Here is a 21398-nt window from a genome sequence, read left to right as displayed (position 1 = left end):
TACCCAGCCATCCGAGTCCCGTCATGCCCACGCCGATTGCCTCTCTCGACACGCCAGCAGCGCTCATTGATGTCCCGCGAATGCAGCGCAATATCCAGCGTATGCAGCAACGCATGGACAGCCTCGGCGTGCGGTTGCGCCCCCACATCAAAACCAGCAAGTGCCTGCCTGTGATCGAGGCGCAGCTCGCTGCGGGGGCCAGCGGCGTCACGGTGTCCACGTTGAAAGAAGCGGAGCATTGCTTCACCCAAGGCCTGCGCAATGTGTTCTACGCCGTTGCCATCGCACCGGGCAAGTTACCCCAGGCGTTGGCACTGCGGCGCAAAGGCTGCGACCTGAGCGTGCTCACCGACAGCGTCCAGGGTGCCCAGGCCATCGTCGCGTTTGCACAGCAGCACGCTGAACGTTTTGACGTGTGGATTGAAATTGACTGCGACGGCCATCGCTCCGGCCTGGCCGCTGAAGATCCTGCGCTTATAGACGTCGCGTCCATCCTCAGCAGTGGCGGTATGCGCCTGCGTGGTGTGATGACCCACGCCGGTTCCAGTTACGAGCTGGACACCCTGGAAGCCCTGCAAACGCTGGCCGAACAGGAACGCGACCTTTGCGTGCGCGCCGCCGAGAGCATCCGCGCAGCCGGGTTGGCGTGCCCGGAAGTCAGCATCGGTTCCACGCCCACCGCGCTCTCGGCGCTCAACCTCGACGGCGTCACCGAAGTGCGCGCAGGCGTCTATGTGTTCTTCGACCTGGTCATGCACAACATTGGCGTATGCCGGGCGGACGAATTGGCGTTGAGCGTGCTGACCACGGTGATCGGCCATCAGCCGGACAAAGGCTGGATCATCACCGACGCCGGCTGGATGGCCATGAGCCGTGACCGCGGCACGCAGCGTCAGCGCCAGGACTTTGGCTATGGCCAAGTGTGTACCGAAGCGGGCGACTGGATCGACGGGGCGCTGGTCACGGGCGCCAACCAAGAACACGGCATCATCACCCTGGGCGCCGCCAACAGTGACGCGCTTGCCGCGCGCTTCCCTATCGGCAGTCGCCTTCGCATCCTGCCCAACCATGCCTGCGCCACCGGCGCGCAGTTCCCGGACTATCACGCCCTCGACGCCGACGGCGCGTTGCATACATGGAGTCGCTTGCATGGCTGGTAATCCAGAGGTGATTCATACCGCAGACGCGGCAGCGCCGGGCGGGCACTATTCGCAGGCGGTGGTCCACGCCGGCGTGGTGTACGTGTCCGGGCAATTGCCGGTACGCGCCAATGGCGAGCACAGCGCCGATCAACCGTTTGAGATTCAGGCGTCGATTGCCCTCGACAACCTGATGGCGATCCTCAGGGCAGCCAGGCTGAGCCCCCGCGACCTGCTCAAAGTGACGGTGTATGTGGTCGGGATAGAACATTGGCCGGCGTTTGACCGCATTTATGCACACTATTTGGGCGAGCACCGGCCAGCCCGCGCCGTGGTACCGGTCCCGATGTTGCACCATGGTTACCTGATCGAAATCGAAGCCGTGGCCCGAGGCGCACAAGAGGAGCCTTCATGAACGCGCAAAAAAGTGATGTCTTGATCATTGGCGGCGGCATCATGGGCGCCTCATCGGCGTTTTTCCTAAGCCGGCGCGGCCGTGCGGTGACGCTGCTGGAGCGCGATCAGATTGGTCAATACGCCAGCGGCGTCAACTTCGGCAACGTCCGTCGCCAGGGGCGCTACCTGGGGCAGCTTGAATTGGCCAACCGTTCCTGGGCGCTGTGGAAGCGCCTGCCGGAACTGATCGACGATGACCTCGAATTCATCCCCAGTGGCCACATGCGCGTGTGTTACCGCGAAGACGAAATCGCCGAGTTGGAGGCCTATGCCGCCGCGCCGGAAGCGGTGCAACTGGACTTGAAAATCTATCGCGGCGCCGAGCTGCATCAACGCTTCGGCTTCCTTGGCCCGGAGGTCAAGGGCGGTTCCTACGCGCCCCACGACGGTCACGCCAACCCACGCCTGGCCGCCCCGGCGTTTGCCCGTGCGGCGCGTCGCCTAGGGGCGCGAATCGAGGAAAGAACCGAAGTGGCCGACGTGCAGAAGGTCAACGGCCTGTTCCACGTCACCACCACCGATGGGCAGTTGTTCGCCGCCGAGCAATTGCTGATTGCCGCCGGCGCCTGGGCAGCCCGGTTGTCCGAGCAATTCGGTGAGCCGGTGCCGCTGGAACCCAACGGCCCGCAGATGTCCGTCACTGAACCAGTGCCCTACGCCTTGCCGACCGTGATTGGCGTGTTCACCAAAATCAAGGAAGAGGTGATCTACTTCCGGCAGATCCCACGCGGCAACATCATCATCGGCGGGGGTAACCGTTGCGCCCCGGATATGGTCAACCGACGGGCGTTTTTCAAGCCGGAAAGTTTGCTTAACCAGATGCGGCAGATGCGCCGACTTTTGCCGGGCGCAGAGCAGCTCAACATCATCCGCGTGTGGAGCGGCATCGAGAGCTACACACCGGACTCGCTGCCGGTGATGGGCCCAAGCGGTATGGTGGACGGGCTGTTTTATGCGTTTGGTTTCTGCGGCCATGGCTTCCAGCTCGGCCCCGGCGTTGGCGATGTCATGGCCGAACTGATCAGCACCGGCAGTACCAGCACCTCGATCAGCCCCTTCGATATCCGCCGGTTCACACAGCCATCGCTTACAGCGCAGTTGTCCACAAGCCTTCTCAGCACAGGAAAACTCATATGACCCACGCCTATGCGTACCGCACGGCTACCGCGGCAGACATGCCCGCCGCCCACGCGCTCTCGGTGCACCTTAAATGGCCGCACCGCGAGGAAGACTGGGCCATGGTGCAGCGCACGTCGGAAGGCTTTGTCGCCGAGCATGCGGGGCAGTTGGTGGGCGTAGCGTTCGCTTGCCACCAGGGGGCCTACTCGTCCATCGGCCTGGTGATCGTGAGCGATCAACATCAAGGCAAAGGCATCGGCCGCCAGTTGATGCAGCGGTGCCTGGACGCCGCGGCGCCGCGCACGCCGATCCTCAATGCCACCGAGTCAGGCGCGCCGCTGTATGCAAGCATGGGGTTCGTTGACTTCGCGCGTATTCAGCAACACCAAGGGGTGCCGCAAACGCCGGCGCCCTTTGCAAAATGTCGTGCGTTAAACCTGGCCGATTACCCTCAGGTGATTGAATTGGCCAATGCCGGCAGTGGACTGGACCGTACCGCAGTCCTCAACGATCTGCTGCCAACGGCCGAGCACGTCGTCGGCATCGATGTAGACGGGCACCTGAAGGGTTGCGCCCTGCTCCGTCGCTTTGGTCGCGGCCATATCATTGGTCCGGTGGTCGCGCAGGACCTGGACCAGGCCCGACAGTTGATCAGCCACCTGCTGCCGTTGATTCCTGGTGCGTTTGTACGCTTCGACATTCTCAGCGAGTGCGGGTTGGCCGACTGGTTGGAAAGCCTGGGGCTGCCGTGCGTTGATCGGGCGCCGCGGATGGTACTGGGCGTGCCGCCGCAATCGCGCGACGGGATCCAACAGTTTGCGCTGGTGACTCAAGCGATCGGCTAGGGCTCAGCATGATGCAAGGCCAGCCCGCCGGATACGGCAGATTATTCCTTGCAGGCTTGAACAACGGCATCTTTTGCCTGGGTCGTTTTGGTAGCGTATCCAGACGCCCGGCCCCGCTGTTCGCAGCGCTTATCACCGCTCCAAGGAGCTCGTTGGATGACCACACACTCTTCGAATAACGACCGCGTTGATCTGCCAACGTCTCAGCAGTTTTATATCAACGGCCGTTGGACGCCCCCTGCCGTCCCGGCCAGTTTGCCGGTGGTCAACCCGGCCACTGAAGAGGTGGTAGCCGAGGTAGCGCGCGGCTCGGCCGAGGATGTCGACCGTGCGGTCGCGGCGGCGCGTGCAGCGTTCCCCGCGTGGTCGGCGCGCTCCGTCGAGTCGCGCGCGCAAATCCTCGGAAAAGTCCATGAATTGATCCTTGAGCGCAAAGAAGCGCTGGCGCAGGCGCTTTCTCTGGAGATGGGCGCTGCCATCAGTTTTGCGCGGGCCATGCAGGTGCCGCTGGCGGCCGAGCACGTTCGCGTCGCACGTGACCTGCTGGCCAGCTACCGCTTTCGGACGGTGGAAGACGGCACGGCGATCGAACGCGAACCTATCGGGGTGTGCGGTCTCATCACGCCGTGGAATTGGCCGCTGTATCAAATCACCGCAAAAGTCGCCCCGGCCATCGCCGCCGGGTGCACCGTGGTCTTGAAACCCAGCGAACTGTCCCCCCTGAGCGCCCTGCTCTTTGCACAACTATTGCACGACGCCGGCTTGCCGCCCGGTGTGTTCAACCTGGTCAACGGCAGCGGTCCCGACGTGGGTGCAGCCATCGCGGCCCACCCCGATATCGACATGATTTCAATCACCGGCTCAAACCGCGCCGGCGCACTGGTTGCACAAGCCGCCGCGCCTACAGTGAAACGGGTCACACAGGAATTGGGCGGCAAGTCGCCGAACCTGCTATTGCCCGATGCAGATTTCGCCAAGGCTGTGCCGCTGGGCGTGATGTCAGCGTTTCGCAATGTCGGGCAATCGTGCAGCGCACCGACCCGAATGATTGTGCCCAGAAACCGCCTGGCGGAGGTCGAGGCACTGGCCGCGCAGACTGCCAATGCACTCATCGTGGGTGACCCGCAATTGGAAGAGACGCAACTGGGCCCCATCGCCAACCGCGCACAATTCGATCGCGTGCAAGCAATGATCGCGGCTGGCCTCGACGAGGGTGCAAAACTGCTGTGCGGTGGGCCAGGGCGTGTGCGGGGTTTTGCAAAGGGCTTCTATACCCGACCGACTGTGTTCTCTGAAGTGGCCACTGCCATGCGCATTGCTCAAGAGGAAATATTCGGCCCGGTGCTCTGCATCATTGCGTATGACACAGTCGATGAAGCAGTCGCTATCGCCAACGACACGGTTTACGGGCTGGGTGCCCATGTTCAGGGGCAAGACCTTGAGCTTGCGCGTGCCGTCGCCTCGCGCATTCGCGCCGGGCAAGTGCACCTGAACTACCCGGCCTGGAACCCCATGGCGCCCTTCGGCGGTTACAAGCGCTCGGGAAATGGGCGCGAGTACGGTATCTATGGTTTTGAGGAATACCTGGAAACCAAAGCCATCGTTGGCTTCGGCTGATACACGTTACCGACTGGCAAGCGTCAAGTCCGAGAGCGGCAGTGCCGCTCCCGGTTCATGGGCATGCCGCGCCGGGGCGCGACAACTGCCACATCGAACAACCCGCCCGCTTAGCGACGAGCGCTGACCGCCGACGCATCGTTGGACACAATCACTTCCACACGGCGATTCAACTGGCGTGACGGCGCGCTGAGGTTATCGGCGACCGGGAACTGCTTGCCGTAGCCCATCACTGCAATACGTTCAGCCCCGACGCCGAGGCGTTGCAGGCCACGGGCAACCGCTTGGGCACGGCGCTCGGACAAGCTCTGGTTGTAAGCATCGCCACCGGTGCTGTCGGTGAAACCTTCAACGCGTACCTGGCGCTCCGGGTTCTGCAACAGGAAGTTCGCCAGCCCCTGGAAATCCCGTTGGCTGCCCGGCTTCAACTCAGCCTTGCCGGTATCGAACAGCACATCGCCAAAGGTGACGACCTGGCCACGTTCGGTAGGCTGCGCTTTCATCGCCTGCAAGGCCTTGAGCTGCGCAGTGCGAACGTCGAGTTGCACCTGGGTACGGTCGACCGCGATGTTGTCGAGTTGCGCATCGGTTTTGCGACCGACGATGGTCTGCTCAGCCAGGGCGATTTTCTGCGTCGCGAGGTACGCGAGCTGATCGATCTGCGGGTCAGTACGGCTGTGCAGTGACAACTGGTTGGCGCGGTCCAGTGCGTTGGAGGCGATGCGCGTTTCAACCGCCGCCAGGGTGTTGGACTCAGGCTTTTGCTGCAGGCTGGAGAACTGGCTGCGCGCTTGCAGCAGTTGCGGGTTTTCCGGTGGCGTAGCGCAGCCGGCCAAGGCCAGGCCCAGGGCCGAAAGAACAGGAATGACGAGAGTGGCACGCATGGCAAGATCCTCAGTGGGTAGTCGCGGGGGCGTTGAGCATTTCCTGCTTGAGCACCTGGATGCCCTCCCGCGCTTGCTTCAAGACTTGTTGTTTACGCACCGCAGTGGCCTTGGCTTCGGCCAGGCCGGCATCGGCTTCGATCTGATCGGCCAAGGCGTCGACCTGGATGTAATTTTTTTCGCCAAGGGCTTGCTCCATGCGTGCCAGTTTGTCCTGGGCAGTTTTCATCTCCAGCGGGGCGAACTGGGTCGCTTGCGCCGCCAAGGCGCGCCCAACCGAATCACGCGCCAGGGAGATTTTTGCCGCAGGCGGCTGCGGCGTAGCACAGCCTGCCAATGCACCGGCGACGATCACGGCCCAGGCCGAGCGGCGCAGGCGTTTGCTCACACTGGTCATCTTCATGTGTTGACTCCTAAGCATGTTCTTATAGCTGCAGGACCGATGGAGCGGCCCTTGTCGTCTCGCTTGCGATCAAGCGAGCGCGCCATCCTAGGAGGAAAAATATCGACTAGAAGAATGAAAAATCCCGCCTATCTGTAGGATTTTTCTCATAAAAATAACAACAGGCAGGTGTACTATTTGTTCAATGAGTTGTTCGCCATTCGACACAACAAGGCCATATGGAAATGAAAATAGTGTTCATCGCTTCGCTCGGCATTTTATCGCTGGCACACACATCCCTGGCCTTCGCAGATAACACCAACGGACGAAATCTCTATGTGCAGCGCTGTGCGATGTGCCACGGAGCGGATATCAAAGGTACTGGGCCACTGGCGAATAAAAGCAACCCGCCTACACCCGACCTGACAACAGCCGCTTTCAAAAAGCGACTGCATGATTATCCGGGCGTGATCGTCTCTTCGATCATACTTCGCCCCAATGGAGACTTGATCCCCAGAACGTTGCGAGAGAACGGCGTAAAGCTACCGCCGTTCACTTGGAGGGTTAACGATTTCCGCGATTTGAATCAATACATGGGCGAAGTGATTGCCAAGAGTCGATGATTTTCAGTCAATTGATCACGTTCCTTCAGTTAGCCGGCTTCAACAACTGCATCTGCTGCCGATAATCATCCGTCACCTGCCGCGCCTGGCTGCTACTGGTGATGACCCGCGGAGTAATAAGCACAATCAACTCGGTCCGATCCTTGGACTTACTGGTATTCCCAAACAACCACCGCAACCCCGGAATCTTCCCCAGATACGGCACCGCACTCACCGACTCCGCATTGTCCTGCTTGATCAACCCCCCCAGCAGCACCGTCTGCCCACTCTGCACGGCCACCTGAGTCGACACCGACCGCGTGGAAATACGCGGATTAGTCTGCGTGTCATTACTCGACGACGCCTGATCCTGCGCATCACTGACCTGCTGCTGAATATCCATGTACACCAGGCCACCCGGATTGATCCGCGGCACGACGTCGAGGATCACCCCGGTCTGCACATATTCAACGCTGCTCAAGGTGGTGTCGGAGGTGCCGGTGTTGACCGTGGTCTGGCTGATGGGAATGTTGTCGCCCACCTGAATCTGCGCCGGCTGGTTGTTCATCACCACCAGCGACGGCGCCGACAGCACTTGGGTGCGGCCGTTGGTTTCGAGGGCGTGCAAGGCGACTTGCAGGTTGGAGCTGACAAAGGAGTAGAACAACGAGTCCGCTGCCCCCAGGCCCGCGCCGCCACCGCCAAGGGCGCCCTGGCTGCCGGCGGTGTTGCCCACAGTGGTGCTGGTGGAATTGCCGGCCAGGCGGCCCAGGTACCACTGCACGCCAAGGTCCAGTTCGCCGGTAAGCTTGACTTCGAGGATGCGCGTCTCGATCTGCACTTGCAGCGGCGGGTTGTCCAGACGTTTGATCGCCGATTCAATCTCTTTCCACTGCACCGGGCGCGTGCGTACCAGCAGTTGGTTACTGCTTTTCTGCGCGGTGATGCGGGTGCCGGCGTCGAGGCTTTTGGCCGGAGCGTCTTCGCCCATGCCCTGCTCGGCGCTGTCCTGCTCGGCTTCCGGCTCCTGATCCTCGTCATCAGCGGCGGGCTGGCTGTTATTCAGGTTGTTACTCAGGCCACCAGGCGTGCTGCCGGACGTGCTGTTGGTGCCCGGCGAAGACAGGGTCGCCGTGCGCAAACCGGGGGCAACCTTGGCCGGCGTGTCATCCTTGATCGCGCCCGTGCCGTAGATCTGCCGCAGGTACTTGGCGAGGTCGGTGGCTTTCATATTGCGCACATCGTAGACGTACATCTGCGGCTCGTTGCCGCCGCCTTCGTCGATGGTGTGAATCCAGTCGCCCACTTCACTGAGGTACTGCGGCTGTGACGAGATCGCGACCACCGAGTTGGTCCGCTCGATCGGCAGGAACCGCACCATGCCCGCCAGGGGCATGCCGCTGTCGGGCCCGAACATTTTCTGCAGCTCGGGCATCAGCTCGGCCACCGACGCACGTTGCAGGCCGAACACGCCCACCGACATGCCCTTGAGCCAGTCCACATCAAAGGTGTCGATGGTGTCCTGGTAGTTGGCCAGCTCCTCCGGGGTGCCGGCCAGGCTCAGCACATTGCGCGCCGGGTCGACCAGCAAGAATGCATTTTCGCGGGCGAACGGCTTGAGCAGTTTCTGCATCTCGGTGGCCGAGATATAGCGCAGCGGAAACAGCCGCGCCGACAGGCCGCTGGACGGCTGCGACACGCGCATCTCTGGCACCAGCTTGCCCGCCACCGCCTGGTTGGCGGGCAGGATCACGTAGCGGTTGCCTTGCTTGATCATCGCGTTGTCGGTCCACGACAACAGGGTTTCCAGAATCGACAAGGCCTGTTGCTTGTTCACCGGTTTGGAGGTGGAAAAGCTGACGTTGCCTTTCACACCCTGGGCGATGCTGTAGTTTTCGTGCAGCAGGTCGCCCATCACGCTGTTGATCACCGCTTCGATCGGCTGGTCGGCGAAGTTGAACACGATGTCACCGCTGCCCTCCTCCTTCCTTGCCGGCGCTGCTGCCGGCGCGCGCACGAACTGCTGATTGCCACGAATCAACTGGCGTTGAGGGGGCGTCTTCGCCTGGGGTTGGCCGCTGTCGACCGGGGCCTGTTCGCTGGCCGGGTCCACTGGCGGGCGTTGCGAACCAGTGCCTTGCATCGCCTCGTGCAACAGGGCTTCGTCCGGGTCGAGGTGCTCAGGAAATGTCCCGCAGCCACCGAGGGAAACGGCGGTAGCCAGGCAAAACACGGTGGTGCGCAAAGCGCCGGGGAAGGTATCGATCAAGGGGCGGACTCGTGAGGAAGGGTAATCGGGGGTGTCGTGGACGGCGCGGGCAAACGCGGCGCGCGCAGGCTCAGGGTCTGCGTGCGGCCGTCAAGCACAAAGCGCGCTTCGCGGGGTGTCAGTTGTTCCAGGCGCCAGCCGTTGGGCAGGGTCTGGTCCTGGTGGACTTTCAGCGGCGGGCCGTCGCTGCGTTTGAGCAGTGCAACGCGCAGGTTGCCCTCTAGGACGATGCCGGTCAGGGTCAGGCTCGACAGGCTGGAGACGGCCGCCTGGCCGACCGCGCGATCAGGGCTGCGGTCGGGGCTGAACAAGGGGGCTTGCCAGGTGCCGGCGAGACTCTCCAGGGTCGCACTCGGGGCCACCAGCGCGTTGGCCGAGGTGTTGGCGCGCGCATCAGGGTCAGGCGGCGGCAACCACTGCGGCGCATCGCCAATGCTGCTGAGGATGCCGACCATCAACAGGCCCAGCAGCGCGGACATACCGAGCAACAGCCATTCCAGAGGACGCAATGCAGGGATCATTGGCGCACCTGCTGTGCGGCGGCCGGCTGCAGGTAGCCGCGCACCAGCAAATGCACGATCATCTGGCCGGCACCGCCACTGGCAGGTGCGTTGGGCGGGCGGCGGATACTCATCTCATCGACAAACAGGAACGGCCGCTGGTACTCCAGTTCATGCAGGATCGCGGTCAAGGGTTCGATGGCGCAGTTGAGGGTCAGGCTGACTTTGACCTGGCGATACGGCTCGGCGTCATCCTGCTCCGGGGTGATGGGCATGCGTTGGGTCAGGCTGCAGCCGCCACCGAGGCCGGCGCGGCTGTTGATCAGGTCGGCGATGCGCTGCATCAGGTCGGCCGCGACGGCGCTGGGGTCATCGCCGGGCAACAGGCTGGTGCTGCTGGCCGGGTCCTGCCGTGCGAGCTCAAGCTGTTGGCGCAGGCTGGCGCCCTGGCGCAACACGCCGGCGTAGCGTTGTTGTTGCTCACGTAGCTGCTCGGCCTGCTCGCCCATGTCGCGCAAGGGACCGGCGAACCAGCTGTCGATCAACAGCCAATAACCGAGGCCGAGCACCAGGGCCAGGCCGATCAGGGCGGCGCCACGGCGTTCACGGGGTGTCAGTGGTCGGCGCATCGGCGGCCTCCTGGTGCAGGTGGGCGCGCAAGGAAAACTGATCCTTGCCGGTTTGCGCATCGGGTTGAATCACCCCTTCGAACTGGGCGTTTTCCAGGCTGTGGCAGTTCTTGATCCGTGTGATCAAGGCGCTGGCCTTGGCGCTTTGCCCGGAGAAGGACACGTCGGCGCCGTCGTTGACCTCCAACTGGTCGATCCAGGTGTCGGATGGCAGGCAAGCGGTCAGCTCGTTGAGCAGCGCCGACAACGGCGGTTGGGCTGCCTTGCGGCGGATCAGGTACTGTGCCGCGCCACGTGTAGTGAGCAGTTGCTGGCGCAGGGCCTGGACCTCGGCAACCTGGGCTTTCTGCTCGCGCACGCTGTGCTGCATGGCCTCGAGCACGCGCTGGCGGTCGTTGAGCCACAGCAGCATCGCGGCAATCAGCAAGGCACCGCACAGCCACGGCAGGCTGCGCTGCAAGCCCTTGCCCTGTGGGCGCTGGCGCGGGCGCAAGGGTGCCGGCAGCAAGTCGATGCCCATGGGCGTGCCTGCGCCAGTGTCCACATCCACCGCATGGGGGTGCAATCCGAGGGCCGCACACTCATTGAGAATCGGGTCCAGGCGCTCGCGCAGGATCGCCACCAGCGTGACGTGCACGTGCGTGGGTGTGCGGCGTTCCTGGCGCGCGACAAAGTACAGTTGGGCGGCGTCAAACGGAGTAAAGCGGTCCAGCTCATAGCCGACCACCGTCGCCAGGTTGCGCGCTGCCGCCGGGGGCAATTGCAGGGTTTGCACCAGCACCGCATCGGGTGCCAACAGCAACACCTGGCGTGCTTCGCCTGCGGGTTTTGCCACGGGTGCGGTCAACGGCCAGCGATAGCAGTGCTCGGGAATGTCCTGCAGCGACAGCCACGCCGGCAGGCAGCCACGCAGTTCCTTGAGCCACAGGCGCCAGCCCAGTTGCAGCAGGCTGCCGCGCCAGCGTTGGGTGATGGGCTCCGTCAGCCATTGAAGCCGTGCGGTTAAGGGTTCGTTCATTCTTGCCAACGTAGGACTCGATAAGGTTGTGCGCTGCCTTGCGCGGGGCTCAATAACACCGTGGCTTGCAACCGGGCGTGGTAACCGCCGGGCCGTTGCGCGCGGCTGCTGACCACCAGCACTTCGCCGGGGTCGGCCCCTACCGCGCTCTGGTGCGGCAGGTTCAGCGCGCGGCGCATCAAGGCGCTGGCGAACGCCGGATCAGGCCGATCAAGGCCGCTCCACAGGCTGATCTCGGGCACCAGTGCGCTGTACAGCGCCTGGGTCATGCCCGGCAGTTGCCGCAGTTCTTCGACTACCCGAAACGGCGCCAGGCCTTGGTTGCGCCGCACGTCCAAGTCCCTGGCGAGCTGGCTGGCCTGGGCTTGGGTGGCGCCGCAGGCCAGAGCCAGGCGGGCGAAGTCGGCGACCTCGGCGCTGTTCAAGTACAACTTGCCGCGCTCGCTGTGCAGGCTCACGTGCAGCTGTGCATCGTCAAACGCCAGCGGGATTTCTCGCCCGTCGGCCACCCACTGCTTACGTTGCATCGGGTCGGCCAGCCCTTGCATCGCAAGCGCCACGCCTGCCTCGGCGGCCAACACGGCCTGGGTGTGCTGGCGGTGCCAGGCGGCCTGGCGCGTTTCCAGTTGCACCCAGCCGGCCAGGCCGCCCAGCAACAGGCTGAGCAACGCCAGCACCCACAGCACCAGCAACAGGGCCACGCCACGCTGATGCCTGATCATTCCGGTGCCCCGCCCGACAGGTTCAAGCGCAACGCAACCACTTGGGTCACCCAGGGCACCGGCCCATTCACACGGGCCGCGATGCGCACCGCATACGGCAAGCGCTTGGTCCACGGCCACTCGCTGATCCAGCCGGTGGCCTGGCCCTTGGGCGACAGGCCGCGGTAGCTGAATTGCAGGTCCTCGACCCCCTTCAACAACACCTGCGGCTCACTGCGCGAGGCCGGCACGCTGACCTGCGCCGCAGACTCAAACTGCGCGAACGCCACCTGCAAATCGCGCTGCGCCTCGGCGCCAGCCAACTGCAAGGTGAAGCGCTGGATCCCGCCACCGAGCACGCCGGGCAAGGTCGCGACAAACTGCATGCGCTGCGGGCCACCGGCGAAAAACCCATCGGTCTGGCTGTCGTCTTCGGTGACGTCCAAGGGCAGCGCCTCGCTGATGGAGGTACGCAAAAACTGCTGCGCGGCGCGCATTTCATCCAGGCTGACCGTGTAGCGCTGCGCCTTGAGCACCGCACGATTGGCCCCCAGCAACGCGCCGCCGACCAGCACCAGCAAGACGCCCAGCAAGCTCAGCACGATCATGATCTCGAGCAAGGTGAAGCCCTGCTGACGCGGCTTCACAGGCCGGCCTTGTCGCTGGCTGCGCGCAGTTTCAAGGTACTGAAACTGGCGTTGCGCGGGCCTTCACTGACGCTGAGGTCGAGGCGAAACAGCTGTGGCTGGCCGATACGGGTGGGCTGCTGGGCAATGCGCAATTGCCAGGCGACGCCGTCCAGATCGCCGTGGCGCACACCATTGGCCAGCGGCCCCGTGGCTTCCTGGTCCAGCACGCTGACGGCGGCGTGGGTAAGCCGGTCGCTGTGCGCAACCTGCAACAGCGAACGCGCGCTCTGGCCGAACGCAACCAGCAGCACGCTGCTGCAGATCGCCATGAGCGTCAGCGCGGCGAGCATCTCCAGCAACGTGAAACCGCCCTGGTGCTTCATGGCAGCGCCTTGGACTGCACGCTGCCGGTCAGCCAGCCGATATCGATGCGCCAACGCCGGCTGCCATTGGTCAGCAGCAGGTTGCCGCCGGTGGAGCTGCCATCGGGGTAGAACTCGATCGCGGCGCCTGCGTGCTCGGCGGTGTGCAGGGTCACTTGCAGGTCGGCCGGCCAGTGTTTCAACGGTCGACCCGGCGCCTGAAAGCTCAACGCGTGCAGGTCGAACAGGGTTTTTTCTGTACTGCCGCTGACAATCGCCCGCGCCCGCGTGGCCCGCAAGGCCTCGACCATCTGCCCCACGGCCTGGCGCTCTTTCGCCGCACGCAGGCCTTGTTGCAGGCCAAACCCCACCAACCCGGCCGCGATGCTGATCAAAACGATCACCACCAGCATTTCCAGGAGGGTAAAGCCGCGTTGGGGGCTGATCATGTTAGCGGGTTATTCCCAGTTGCCCAGGTCGGCGCTGTAGCCTTCGCCGCCGGGTTGGCCGTCCTGACCGTAGAAGATCAGGTCAAAGGCGCCGTGTTCACCGGGGAAGCGGTAGCCGAAGGCATGGCCGAACGGGTCTTTGAGGTCTGACGGCTTGGCGTACGGCCCGGCCCAGCCGGCGCTGTTGCCGGGTTTGTCGACCAACTGCTGCAGGGTCTTGGGCTGCGAACCGACGTCCAGGCCATAGCTTTCGATCTTCATGCTCAGGCTGGCGAGCTGCGCCTTGCCCGCGCCGTATTTGCCCTTGTCCACATTGCCGCCGACCTGGCGCACCACGATGGTCGCGACGATGCCCAGCAGCACGATCACCGCGAGCATTTCCAGCAAGGTAAAACCGCCCTGGCGGCGGGCGGGCTTGAATCGGGTATGGCGCATAGGTGCAGTCCTCAAGGGTTCATATATTGCTGGTCAAGCTCATCAGCGGCAGCATGATCGCCAGCATGATCACCGCCACCAGCACCGCCATGACCACGGTCAGGGATGGCACAAGGGCGGCCAGCAAGCGGTCGATGCCGCGCTTGGCTTCGACGTCGAACACATCGGCGACCTTGAGCAGCATGCTGTCGAGTTCGCCGGCCTGTTCGCCGACTTCAATCATTTGCAGGGCCAGATCGGGCAGCAGCGGCTCGCTGCCGAAGGCACTCGCCAGGGTGCCGCCGCCCTTCACCGACTCGGCAGCCTGGGCGACTTGCGCTTGCAGGGCGCGGTTGGTGCAAACCTGCCGGGCGATCACCAAGGCTTGCAGCAGGGCCACGCCGTTGCTGAGCAAGGTGCCAAGGGTGCGGGCCAGTCGCGCGGCTTCGACCCGCTGCAGCAGCGGGCCGATGATGCGAATGCCCAACACGCGGCGGTCGTATTTTTCGCGGCGCTGCGGGTCGCGCAGGCGGGCGGCGAGTGTCCAGATCGTCACGATCAAACCGGCCAACACCGCAAGGCCATAGGCACCGAGGAATTGGCCAAGCGCCAGAATCACTTCAGTGATCAGCGGAATCGGCACGCCCAGGTCCTTGAAGATCGGCACGAACTGCGGCACCACGTAGGCCAGCAACAGGGCCAGCGAACCGAGCACGCCCACGACCAGGAAGGCCGGGTAGATCAGGGCGTTGATCACCTCGCCCCTGAGCAACTGGCTACGCTCCAGGTAATCGCTGAGCTGGCGCAGGGTGTCCTCCAGGGCGCCGCCCGCCTCACCCGCACGCACCATGCTCAGGTACAACGGCGAGAACTGGCCGCCCTCCTCCTCCAGCGCCTTGGATAACGGTTGGCCGGCCTTGACGTGTTCGCGGATGCGCTCGATCAACGCGCGGGTCTGCGGCTGGCCAGGCTGCTTGAGCAGGATGCCCAGCGAGCGCTCCAACGGTTGGCCGGCGCCCAACAGCGTGGCCAGTTGCTGGGTGAAACTGACCAGTGCCGCGCCGTTCAACTGGCCACGGCCAAAGGCCTTGCGCAGCCCCTGGCCCCCCGCCGCATCGATCTGCAACAACAGCAAGCCGCGCTTGTGCAAGGCGGCGACGGCAGCGGCGTGGTCCTTGGCTTCCAGGGTGCCGTTTTGCGCCTGGCCCTGGCTGTCGAGGGCGCGGTATTTGAACAGGCTCACGCGCCCTCCCCACGGGTGACGCGCAGCACTTCTTCGAGCGAGGTGACACCCGCCACGGCCTGGCGCAGGCCCTCTTCGTGCAAGGTCCGCAGGCCGCCACGGCGGGCGGCCTGTTCAAGGGTGGCGGCGTCGGCCTGGCGCATCAACAGGCTGCGCAGTTCGTCGTTCATCACCAGCAGTTCGGTGATTGCGCTGCGACCGTGGTAGCCACCGCCCGCTGCATCGGCGCGGGGGCGATAGAGCATGATCGGGCGCTGCTCGGTAAACCGATCCAGGCCATGTTCGGCGATCAACTCCGCGGGTGCTTCGAACGCTTCGCGCGTGGTCGGGTCCAGGCGCCGCACCAGACGCTGGGCGAGGATGCCATTGACCGTCGAGGCGATCAGGTAGCTCTCGACGCCCATATCCAGCAGCCGCGTGATACTCGCCGCCGCGCTATTCGTGTGCAGGGTCGACAGCACCAGGTGGCCGGTGAGGGACGATTGGATCGCGATGCGGCAGGTTTCCAGGTCGCGGATTTCACCGATCATGATCACGTCCGGGTCCTGACGCACGATGGAGCGCAGCGCGCCGGCAAAGTCCAGGCCGATGGCGGGTTTGACCTGGATCTGGTTGATGCCTTCAAGCTGGTATTCCACCGGGTCTTCGACCGTGATGATCTTGCGCTCGGCGGTGTTGAGGCGCGACAGCGCGGTGTACAACGTGGTGGTCTTGCCCGAGCCAGTGGGCCCGGTGACGAGCAGGATGCCGTGGGGCCGTTCGAGCACTTCCAGGAAGGTTTCCAGGCGCTGGCCATCGAAGCCCAGGCTCTGGAAATCGAACTGCACGGTCTGCCGGTCGAGCAGGCGCATGACCACCGACTCGCCAAAACTGGTGGGCACCGTGGACACCCGTAAGTCCAGCTCCTTGCCCTGGATACGCAGCATGATCCGCCCGTCCTGCGGCAGGCGCCGCTCGGCAATGTCCAGGCGCGCCATGATTTTCACCCGCGAAATCACCGCCGCTGAGGAACTCGACGGCGGCGCCTCGGCTTCGTGCAGCACGCCGTCGATGCGATAGCGCACCTTCAACTGGTTTTCGAACGGCTCGATATGAATGTCCGAGGCGCGCTGTTCCACCGCGCGCTGCAGGATCAGGTTGACCAGGCGAATCACCGGCGCCTCGGAGGCCATGTCCTTGAGGTGTTCGATGTCTTCCAGTGCACCGCCCTGCTCATCGAGGTTTTCGATCAAGGTGCCCATGGCTGAGCGGCCCTGGCCGTAGTAGCGCTCGATCAGCGTCTCGACTTCATTGCGCGGCCCCACGGCCAACCACACCGGCACACCACAGGCATAGGCCACAGCCTGGAACGGGTACACCAGCGACGGGTTCGCCGCCAGCACCCGCAGGCCGCCCTGGCTCCAGCCCACGGGCACCACCTGGTAGTGGCGCATGAAACGCTCGGTCAGTTGTGGCAACGGGTCCAGCAGCGGCGGCGCGGCATCCGCCAGCAGCAGCGGTGCGCCGAGCAAGTCTGCCCAGGCGCGGGCCAATTCCACTTCGGAGACCAGCCCGAGGCGCGTCAGCAAGCCGAGCAACTCGCTGTCGCCGCCTTCCTGGGACAGGCGTCGGGCGCGCTCCAGGTCGACGGTTTTCAAGCCGGCCTGTTGCATCAACCACGCGCACACCTGTTCGGTGTTCGGGATATGCAGTTGGCAGGCATTGATGGGCGTTGAAAGGCTGGGCTGGGACATGGGTAAAAATCTGAGGGGCGATGTGCTAAAGGGCTGTGTAAACCCCTTGTGGGAGCGGGCTTGCCCGCGATGGCAGTGGATCAGGGCCGAATATGCTGGCTGATACACCGCTATCGCGGGCAAGCCCGCTCCCACAGGAGTCCGCGTTTTCCCGTCAGTTGGACGTTTTCGGCGCGGTCGTCTGGCTGCTGTTCAGCGGCCGGCCACCCTTGGTGGTTTCAGCCTTCTGTTTTTTTGCCGCCTTGGCGTCGTGGGCCTGGGTCAGCACGGTGGAATCGGTGGCCCCGGATGTCGCATCAGCGTCCGTGGACTCAGCCGCCATCGCCGCGCCACTCAGCGCGACGCTCAGTACAACACCGGCACCCAGCAAGGAAATCTTCATCAACTTTCTCCAGATCAAAAACAGCAGATAGCCCAAGTGGCGCCTTGAACTCGATCAAGACCCTACACCAAAGCAGTGTGTATTACAGCTTGTATAAGACATGGCACTTTAGAACTACCGAGCAATGCCACTAGTTAGCCATGCCACGACATATTTCCTTAAACCAATCGACTAGTAGGTTTAACACAAGTTCCAAAACGTAAGAAATTATTTCTTATTTCACGCAAAAATTAGCTTTCGTTTGACTTATAACCGCAAGAATTGCCTTAATTATGCGGTTTTCGCGGTTCAAAATGCCATCTCGTGATATCGCTTAGACACTACTTACAACAATAACCACTACAATTATTACACTTATAAAACTGCGTAATTCGCCAAATAGTTGCAATTAGCCATCGGTTAAAAATTGCGATCACGGGTAACTATTGCCCAGAAAAAAGTGACGAGCGTGCACAGCAACCCGCACTTCTCGGCGCGCCATGTTTACTGAACAGTTGTCGGAGAGACCCATGAATAAACGCAAAATGATCGGTGCACAGTCGGCATTCGCCCTGCTGGCACTGGCCGTGTCCCAGGTGCACGCGGCGACCAGCCCTGCCCTGGATGAAGGTCGTGTGAGCCGTGCGGAAAACGCCGCAGACAAAACCCTGGCCAAGATGACCATGGAAGAAAAACTCGCCTACATCGGCGGCACCGGTGGCTGGGATGTCAAGCCGCTGACCCAGTACGGTGTCCCGCAGATTCACGGCGCCGATGGCGGCGTGGGTGTGCGCTACACCAGCGAAGGCAACGCACAAGGCGTGGTCTACCCGTCCGGGCCAAACCTGGCCGCCAGCTGGAACCCGCGCCGCGCCATCGACCTGGGCCGTGCCCTGGGTTATGACACTGCCAGCGGCGGTTATCAGTTTGTCACCGGCCCCGGCGTGAACCTGTATCGCATGCCATACAGCGGCCGTGCGTTCGAGTATTTGTCCGGTGAAGACCCGTTCCTCGGCGCCAGCCTCGGGCCGGCGTTGATCAACGGTATTCAGTCACGCGGGGTGTGGGCCAATGCCAAGCATTTCGCCGCCAACGACCAGGAAAGCAACCGCTTCCACCTTGATGAAATCATCAGCGAGCGCGTGCTGCGCGAAATGACCTTGCCGCCGTTCGAGTCCGCCTCGAAGAACAGCAAAGTCGCGATGATGATGTGCGCGTTCCAAAAGGTGAACGGCGAATTCGCGTGCCAGAACAAGCACCTGATGCGCGATATTCTGAAAACCGAATGGGGCTACCCCGGCTTCGTGCAGAGTGACTACAACGCTGTGGTCAGCGGTTTGCCAGCGGCACAGGCCGGCACCGACCTGGACATGATGGGCTACCAGATGAACAGCACCATCCTCAAGCCGTACCTGGACAGCGGCGAGCTGAGCAGCGCGACCATCGATGACAAGGTGCGCCGCATTCTCAAGCAGATCTACCTGTACAAGTTCGACAGCAAGGCACCGCTGACCAGCCACAACATGAACAGCGCCACCAGCAATCGCGTAGCGCTGAACGCCGCCCGTGAAGGCATCGTGCTGCTGAAAAACCAGAACAACCTGCTGCCGCTGGACGCGAAAAAGGTCAAGCGCATCGCCGTGGTCGGCACCCTGGCCAAGTACGCGCCACCCACCGGTTTTGGCAGTGCCAACGTCATGGCCGCTAACTACATCAGCGAGCTGAGCGGCCTGCAGCAACTGGCGCCGGGCGCCAAGGTCGAGTTCATCGACGGGCTGTCCCTGGACCCGGCCACTTCGACCTGGACCCATGCCGACAGCAATGGCAACAGCGCCAAAGGCTTGAAGACCGAGTTCTTCAGCAACACCAACTGGTCCGGTGACCCGGCCGCCAGCCGCACTGACACGCATGTCGACCTGGACTGGTCCACCGACAGCCTGCCGGTGAACGGCGATACCGCCGCCACTTCGATTCGCTACAGCGGCCAGATCACCCCAGCCGTCAGCGGCGAACAGGTGTTCAAGATCCGCGCCGACGGTGCGGTGCGCCTCTATGTCAACGGCAAGAAAGTCCTCGATAACGGCGACGGCAAGCCGCTGCCAAACAACAGCATCCCGCCGACCATCTCGGTGTTTGCCAAGGTCAACCTGGAGGCCGGCAAACCCGTCGATATCAAGCTGGAATACTCGCGTCGCAACGGCTACCTCTCGACCATGGGCGGCTTGGTCGGCGTGCAAATGAGCTGGGCCTCGCTGGTCGCGCCCAAGGATCTGGCGCAGTACGACGCCGTGCTGGTGGCAGCCGGTAACAGCAACGAATACGAGGGTGAAGGCTTCGACCACAGCTTCGATTTGCCGGAGTACCAGAACCTGCTGATCCAGAGCATCGCCAAGGTCAACCCGAACACCGTGGTCACGCTGCACGGCGGTACCGGTTTGAAGATGAGCGACTGGATCGACCAGGTACCGGCCGCGCTGCATGCGTTCTACCCTGGGCAAAACGGCGGCCAGGCCCTGGCGGAGATTCTGCTGGGCAAGGTCAACCCGTCGGCCAAGCTGCCGATCAGTATCGAACGCAACATCGAAGACAACCCGATCTACGCGACCTTCCCAAAATTCGACAACCAGGAAACCCTGGCCGAGATGAGCTACAAGGATGACCTGTTCCTGGGCTATCGCGGCTATGAGAAAAAAGGCATCAAGCCGCTCTACCCATTCGGTTATGGCTTGTCGTACACCACCTTCGGCTACAGCAACATCAGCGTGACCCCTGGGGTGGCGGTGGCCGGTGCACCGATCAAGGTGTCGTTCGACCTGGCCAACACCGGCAAGGTGGCAGGCGCCGAGGTCGCCGAGTTGTACGTGGGCCAGAACAACCCGAAAGTGGAGCGCGCCATCAAGGAACTCAAGGGCTACAAGAAGGTGTTCTTGAAGCCCGGCGAGAGCAAGCGCGTGACCATCGAGCTCAACGACCGCTCGCTGGCCTACTACGACGTGGCGAGCAAGCAATGGGTGGTGGATGCGGACAGTTTCAACCTGTCGGTGGGGGCGTCGTCCCAGGATATTCGCCTGAACGCCAAGCTGGTCAACCCGTTCCGCCAGGAACTGTCGACCACCACCAGCAACCCGCTGCCGCGCTCAGCGCTCAATTCGACGCTGCGTGAATCGACGGTGAAGACCGGTGGCGTGCTGCATCAGAATGAAGGTGACAGCGGCACCAGCGACGGTGATGGCTATGACATGAGCGATGACAGCAGCCAGGGCAGTGCCACCGCTAACTAACAGATAAGAGGAGTGCTTTTTGTGGGAGCGGGCTTGCCCGCGATGGCGGAGTTTCAGTCGGTACATTTGCTGCCTGACTTACCGCTATCGCAGGCAAGCCAGCTCCCACATTTGGATCTTCATGCATCAGGCGCATGAGACTCAGGTTCTGATGGCCGCTTCGACCCGCGCAATGTAGGTATCGAAACGCGCCACCAGGTCCACCCGCTCGGGAAAGCGCAGCCATTGGACTTGCAACCCATCCATCATGGCCAGAATCTCTTCCACCAGCCCGGCGATGTCCACATCACCGCGCACCTCCCCCGCCGCCACCAGGTCGGCAAACTGCCCCTGCATCCGCTGATGAATCGCCGCATAGCGCTCCTGGAACCACGTCCACGCCGGGTGGGTGTCCAGCAAACTTTCGGCATTCAGAATCGTAAACGCCCGCACCACCCCCGGTGCCGTGGCGTTCGAGCGGTTAATGGCACGCAGGCTGCCGAGCAAGCCATTGAGGGTTTTTTCAGCTCGCACTTCGTCGGCAATCCGTTGATTGACCTCGTCGCGACGCTGCAACACGCCCATCAATAGCGAAATTTTGCTGGGAAAGTGGTGCAGCAGGCCGGCCACTGAAATGCCGACAATCGCTGCCACCTGGGCCATCGAGGCGCCGCTGTAACCTTCCAGGGAAAACACCTGCAAGGCTGCGTCCAGCAGTTCTTCGCGGCGTTTTTCACCTTTGGGTGCGCGACGGGTCTTGGGGGCGGGTTCTTTCATGAGGACGTC

At 62.9% G+C, this 21398-nt stretch carries 22 protein-coding genes; 7 read left to right on the top strand and 15 right to left on the bottom strand.

All coding sequences use genetic code 11. From position 1 onward, the window contains the following. Nucleotides 1–23 precede the first annotated feature (23 nt). From AB4O35_RS16025 to AB4O35_RS16005, 5 genes are all read left to right on the top strand, one after another. Complete coding sequence (locus AB4O35_RS16025; RefSeq protein WP_065945904.1) at nucleotides 24–1160, top strand: DSD1 family PLP-dependent enzyme; 1137 nt, start codon at nucleotides 24–26, stop codon at nucleotides 1158–1160. Then, nucleotides 1150–1554: a RidA family protein gene (locus AB4O35_RS16020; protein WP_065945903.1), complete on the top strand. Its 405-nt coding sequence runs from the start codon at nucleotides 1150–1152 to the stop codon at nucleotides 1552–1554. The genes AB4O35_RS16025 and AB4O35_RS16020 overlap by 11 nt, the downstream gene beginning before the upstream one ends. Next, nucleotides 1551–2732, top strand: a complete 1182-nt coding sequence (locus tag AB4O35_RS16015; protein ID WP_065945902.1) for an NAD(P)/FAD-dependent oxidoreductase — start codon at nucleotides 1551–1553, stop codon at nucleotides 2730–2732. The genes AB4O35_RS16020 and AB4O35_RS16015 overlap by 4 nt, the downstream gene beginning before the upstream one ends. Further along, the gene (locus AB4O35_RS16010; RefSeq protein ID WP_065880904.1) at nucleotides 2729–3559 is read left to right on the top strand and encodes a GNAT family N-acetyltransferase; all 831 of its coding nucleotides are present in this window, start codon (nucleotides 2729–2731) and stop codon (nucleotides 3557–3559) included. Before AB4O35_RS16015 ends, AB4O35_RS16010 begins: the two co-directional genes overlap by 4 nt. Before the next feature lie 156 nt (nucleotides 3560–3715). After that, nucleotides 3716–5176 (top strand): aldehyde dehydrogenase family protein, encoded by a 1461-nt coding sequence (locus tag AB4O35_RS16005; RefSeq protein ID WP_065880903.1) that lies wholly within the window; start codon nucleotides 3716–3718, stop codon nucleotides 5174–5176. Between the two features lie 110 nt (nucleotides 5177–5286). Here AB4O35_RS16005 and AB4O35_RS16000 read toward each other — a convergent pair whose 3' ends face one another. Beyond that, nucleotides 5287–6060 carry an OmpA family protein gene (locus AB4O35_RS16000; RefSeq protein WP_065874030.1) on the bottom strand — a complete coding sequence of 258 codons (774 nt, stop codon included), beginning with the start codon at nucleotides 6058–6060 and terminating at the stop codon, nucleotides 5287–5289. 10 nt (nucleotides 6061–6070) lie between these two features. After that, complete coding sequence (locus tag AB4O35_RS15995) at nucleotides 6071–6463, bottom strand: DUF4398 domain-containing protein (RefSeq protein WP_065874031.1); 393 nt, start codon at nucleotides 6461–6463, stop codon at nucleotides 6071–6073. A gap of 224 nt (nucleotides 6464–6687) precedes the next feature. Between AB4O35_RS15995 and AB4O35_RS15990 the strand changes: the two genes are divergently transcribed. Next, nucleotides 6688–7065, top strand: a complete 378-nt coding sequence (locus tag AB4O35_RS15990) for a c-type cytochrome (RefSeq protein ID WP_139113221.1) — start codon at nucleotides 6688–6690, stop codon at nucleotides 7063–7065. A 25-nt stretch (nucleotides 7066–7090) separates the two neighbouring features. On the opposite strand, the gene gspD is transcribed toward AB4O35_RS15990, so the two are convergent. The 12 genes from gspD to AB4O35_RS15930 all read right to left on the bottom strand — a co-directional run bounded on the left by gspD (nucleotide 7091) and on the right by AB4O35_RS15930 (nucleotide 17373). After that, on the bottom strand, nucleotides 7091–9313 hold the full coding sequence (gspD, locus tag AB4O35_RS15985; protein WP_065874033.1) for a type II secretion system secretin GspD: 2223 nt from the start codon (nucleotides 9311–9313) through the stop codon (nucleotides 7091–7093). Next, nucleotides 9310–9834, bottom strand: a complete 525-nt coding sequence (locus AB4O35_RS15980) for a general secretion pathway protein GspN (protein ID WP_065874034.1) — start codon at nucleotides 9832–9834, stop codon at nucleotides 9310–9312. The genes gspD and AB4O35_RS15980 overlap by 4 nt, the downstream gene beginning before the upstream one ends. Beyond that, entirely contained in the window at nucleotides 9831–10442 is a 612-nt protein-coding gene (gene gspM / locus AB4O35_RS15975; protein ID WP_065945307.1) for a type II secretion system protein GspM, read from the bottom strand. Before gspM ends, AB4O35_RS15980 begins: the two co-directional genes overlap by 4 nt. Beyond that, nucleotides 10417–11460 (bottom strand): PilN domain-containing protein, encoded by a 1044-nt coding sequence (locus AB4O35_RS15970; RefSeq protein WP_065874036.1) that lies wholly within the window; start codon nucleotides 11458–11460, stop codon nucleotides 10417–10419. Before AB4O35_RS15970 ends, gspM begins: the two co-directional genes overlap by 26 nt. Next, nucleotides 11457–12182 carry a general secretion pathway protein GspK gene (locus AB4O35_RS15965; protein WP_065874037.1) on the bottom strand — a complete coding sequence of 242 codons (726 nt, stop codon included), beginning with the start codon at nucleotides 12180–12182 and terminating at the stop codon, nucleotides 11457–11459. The genes AB4O35_RS15970 and AB4O35_RS15965 overlap by 4 nt, the downstream gene beginning before the upstream one ends. Next, complete coding sequence (locus tag AB4O35_RS15960) at nucleotides 12179–12808, bottom strand: prepilin-type N-terminal cleavage/methylation domain-containing protein (protein ID WP_065874038.1); 630 nt, start codon at nucleotides 12806–12808, stop codon at nucleotides 12179–12181. Before AB4O35_RS15960 ends, AB4O35_RS15965 begins: the two co-directional genes overlap by 4 nt. Then, entirely contained in the window at nucleotides 12805–13173 is a 369-nt protein-coding gene (locus tag AB4O35_RS15955; RefSeq protein WP_065874039.1) for a type II secretion system protein, read from the bottom strand. Before AB4O35_RS15955 ends, AB4O35_RS15960 begins: the two co-directional genes overlap by 4 nt. Beyond that, nucleotides 13170–13601, bottom strand: a complete 432-nt coding sequence (locus AB4O35_RS15950; protein ID WP_065874040.1) for a type II secretion system protein — start codon at nucleotides 13599–13601, stop codon at nucleotides 13170–13172. The genes AB4O35_RS15955 and AB4O35_RS15950 overlap by 4 nt, the downstream gene beginning before the upstream one ends. A gap of 9 nt (nucleotides 13602–13610) precedes the next feature. Further along, on the bottom strand, nucleotides 13611–14036 hold the full coding sequence (gene gspG, locus AB4O35_RS15945; protein ID WP_065874041.1) for a type II secretion system major pseudopilin GspG: 426 nt from the start codon (nucleotides 14034–14036) through the stop codon (nucleotides 13611–13613). A gap of 19 nt (nucleotides 14037–14055) precedes the next feature. Then, nucleotides 14056–15258, bottom strand: a complete 1203-nt coding sequence (gene gspF, locus AB4O35_RS15940; protein ID WP_065874042.1) for a type II secretion system inner membrane protein GspF — start codon at nucleotides 15256–15258, stop codon at nucleotides 14056–14058. Beyond that, a complete protein-coding gene (gene gspE / locus AB4O35_RS15935; RefSeq protein WP_065874043.1) occupies nucleotides 15255–16991 on the bottom strand; it encodes a type II secretion system ATPase GspE in 1737 nt (578 codons plus the stop codon). Before gspE ends, gspF begins: the two co-directional genes overlap by 4 nt. 154 nt (nucleotides 16992–17145) lie before the next feature. Further along, nucleotides 17146–17373 (bottom strand): hypothetical protein, encoded by a 228-nt coding sequence (locus tag AB4O35_RS15930; protein ID WP_049712459.1) that lies wholly within the window; start codon nucleotides 17371–17373, stop codon nucleotides 17146–17148. Nucleotides 17374–17882: 509 nt separating this feature from the next. On the opposite strand from AB4O35_RS15930, the gene AB4O35_RS15925 reads away from it, so the two are divergent. Beyond that, nucleotides 17883–20633 (top strand): beta-glucosidase, encoded by a 2751-nt coding sequence (locus AB4O35_RS15925; RefSeq protein ID WP_065945305.1) that lies wholly within the window; start codon nucleotides 17883–17885, stop codon nucleotides 20631–20633. A 141-nt stretch (nucleotides 20634–20774) separates the two neighbouring features. Here the strand turns inward: AB4O35_RS15925 and AB4O35_RS15920 are convergent, their stop codons facing one another. Continuing rightward, the gene (locus AB4O35_RS15920; protein ID WP_065874047.1) at nucleotides 20775–21389 is read right to left on the bottom strand and encodes a TetR/AcrR family transcriptional regulator; all 615 of its coding nucleotides are present in this window, start codon (nucleotides 21387–21389) and stop codon (nucleotides 20775–20777) included. Between the last annotated feature and the right edge of the window lie 9 nt (nucleotides 21390–21398).

This window comes from Pseudomonas sp. H1_A03, assembly GCF_054685145.1.
Note: the sequence above shows the minus strand (reverse complement) of the source record. Positions and strands in the feature narration are given on the sequence as shown.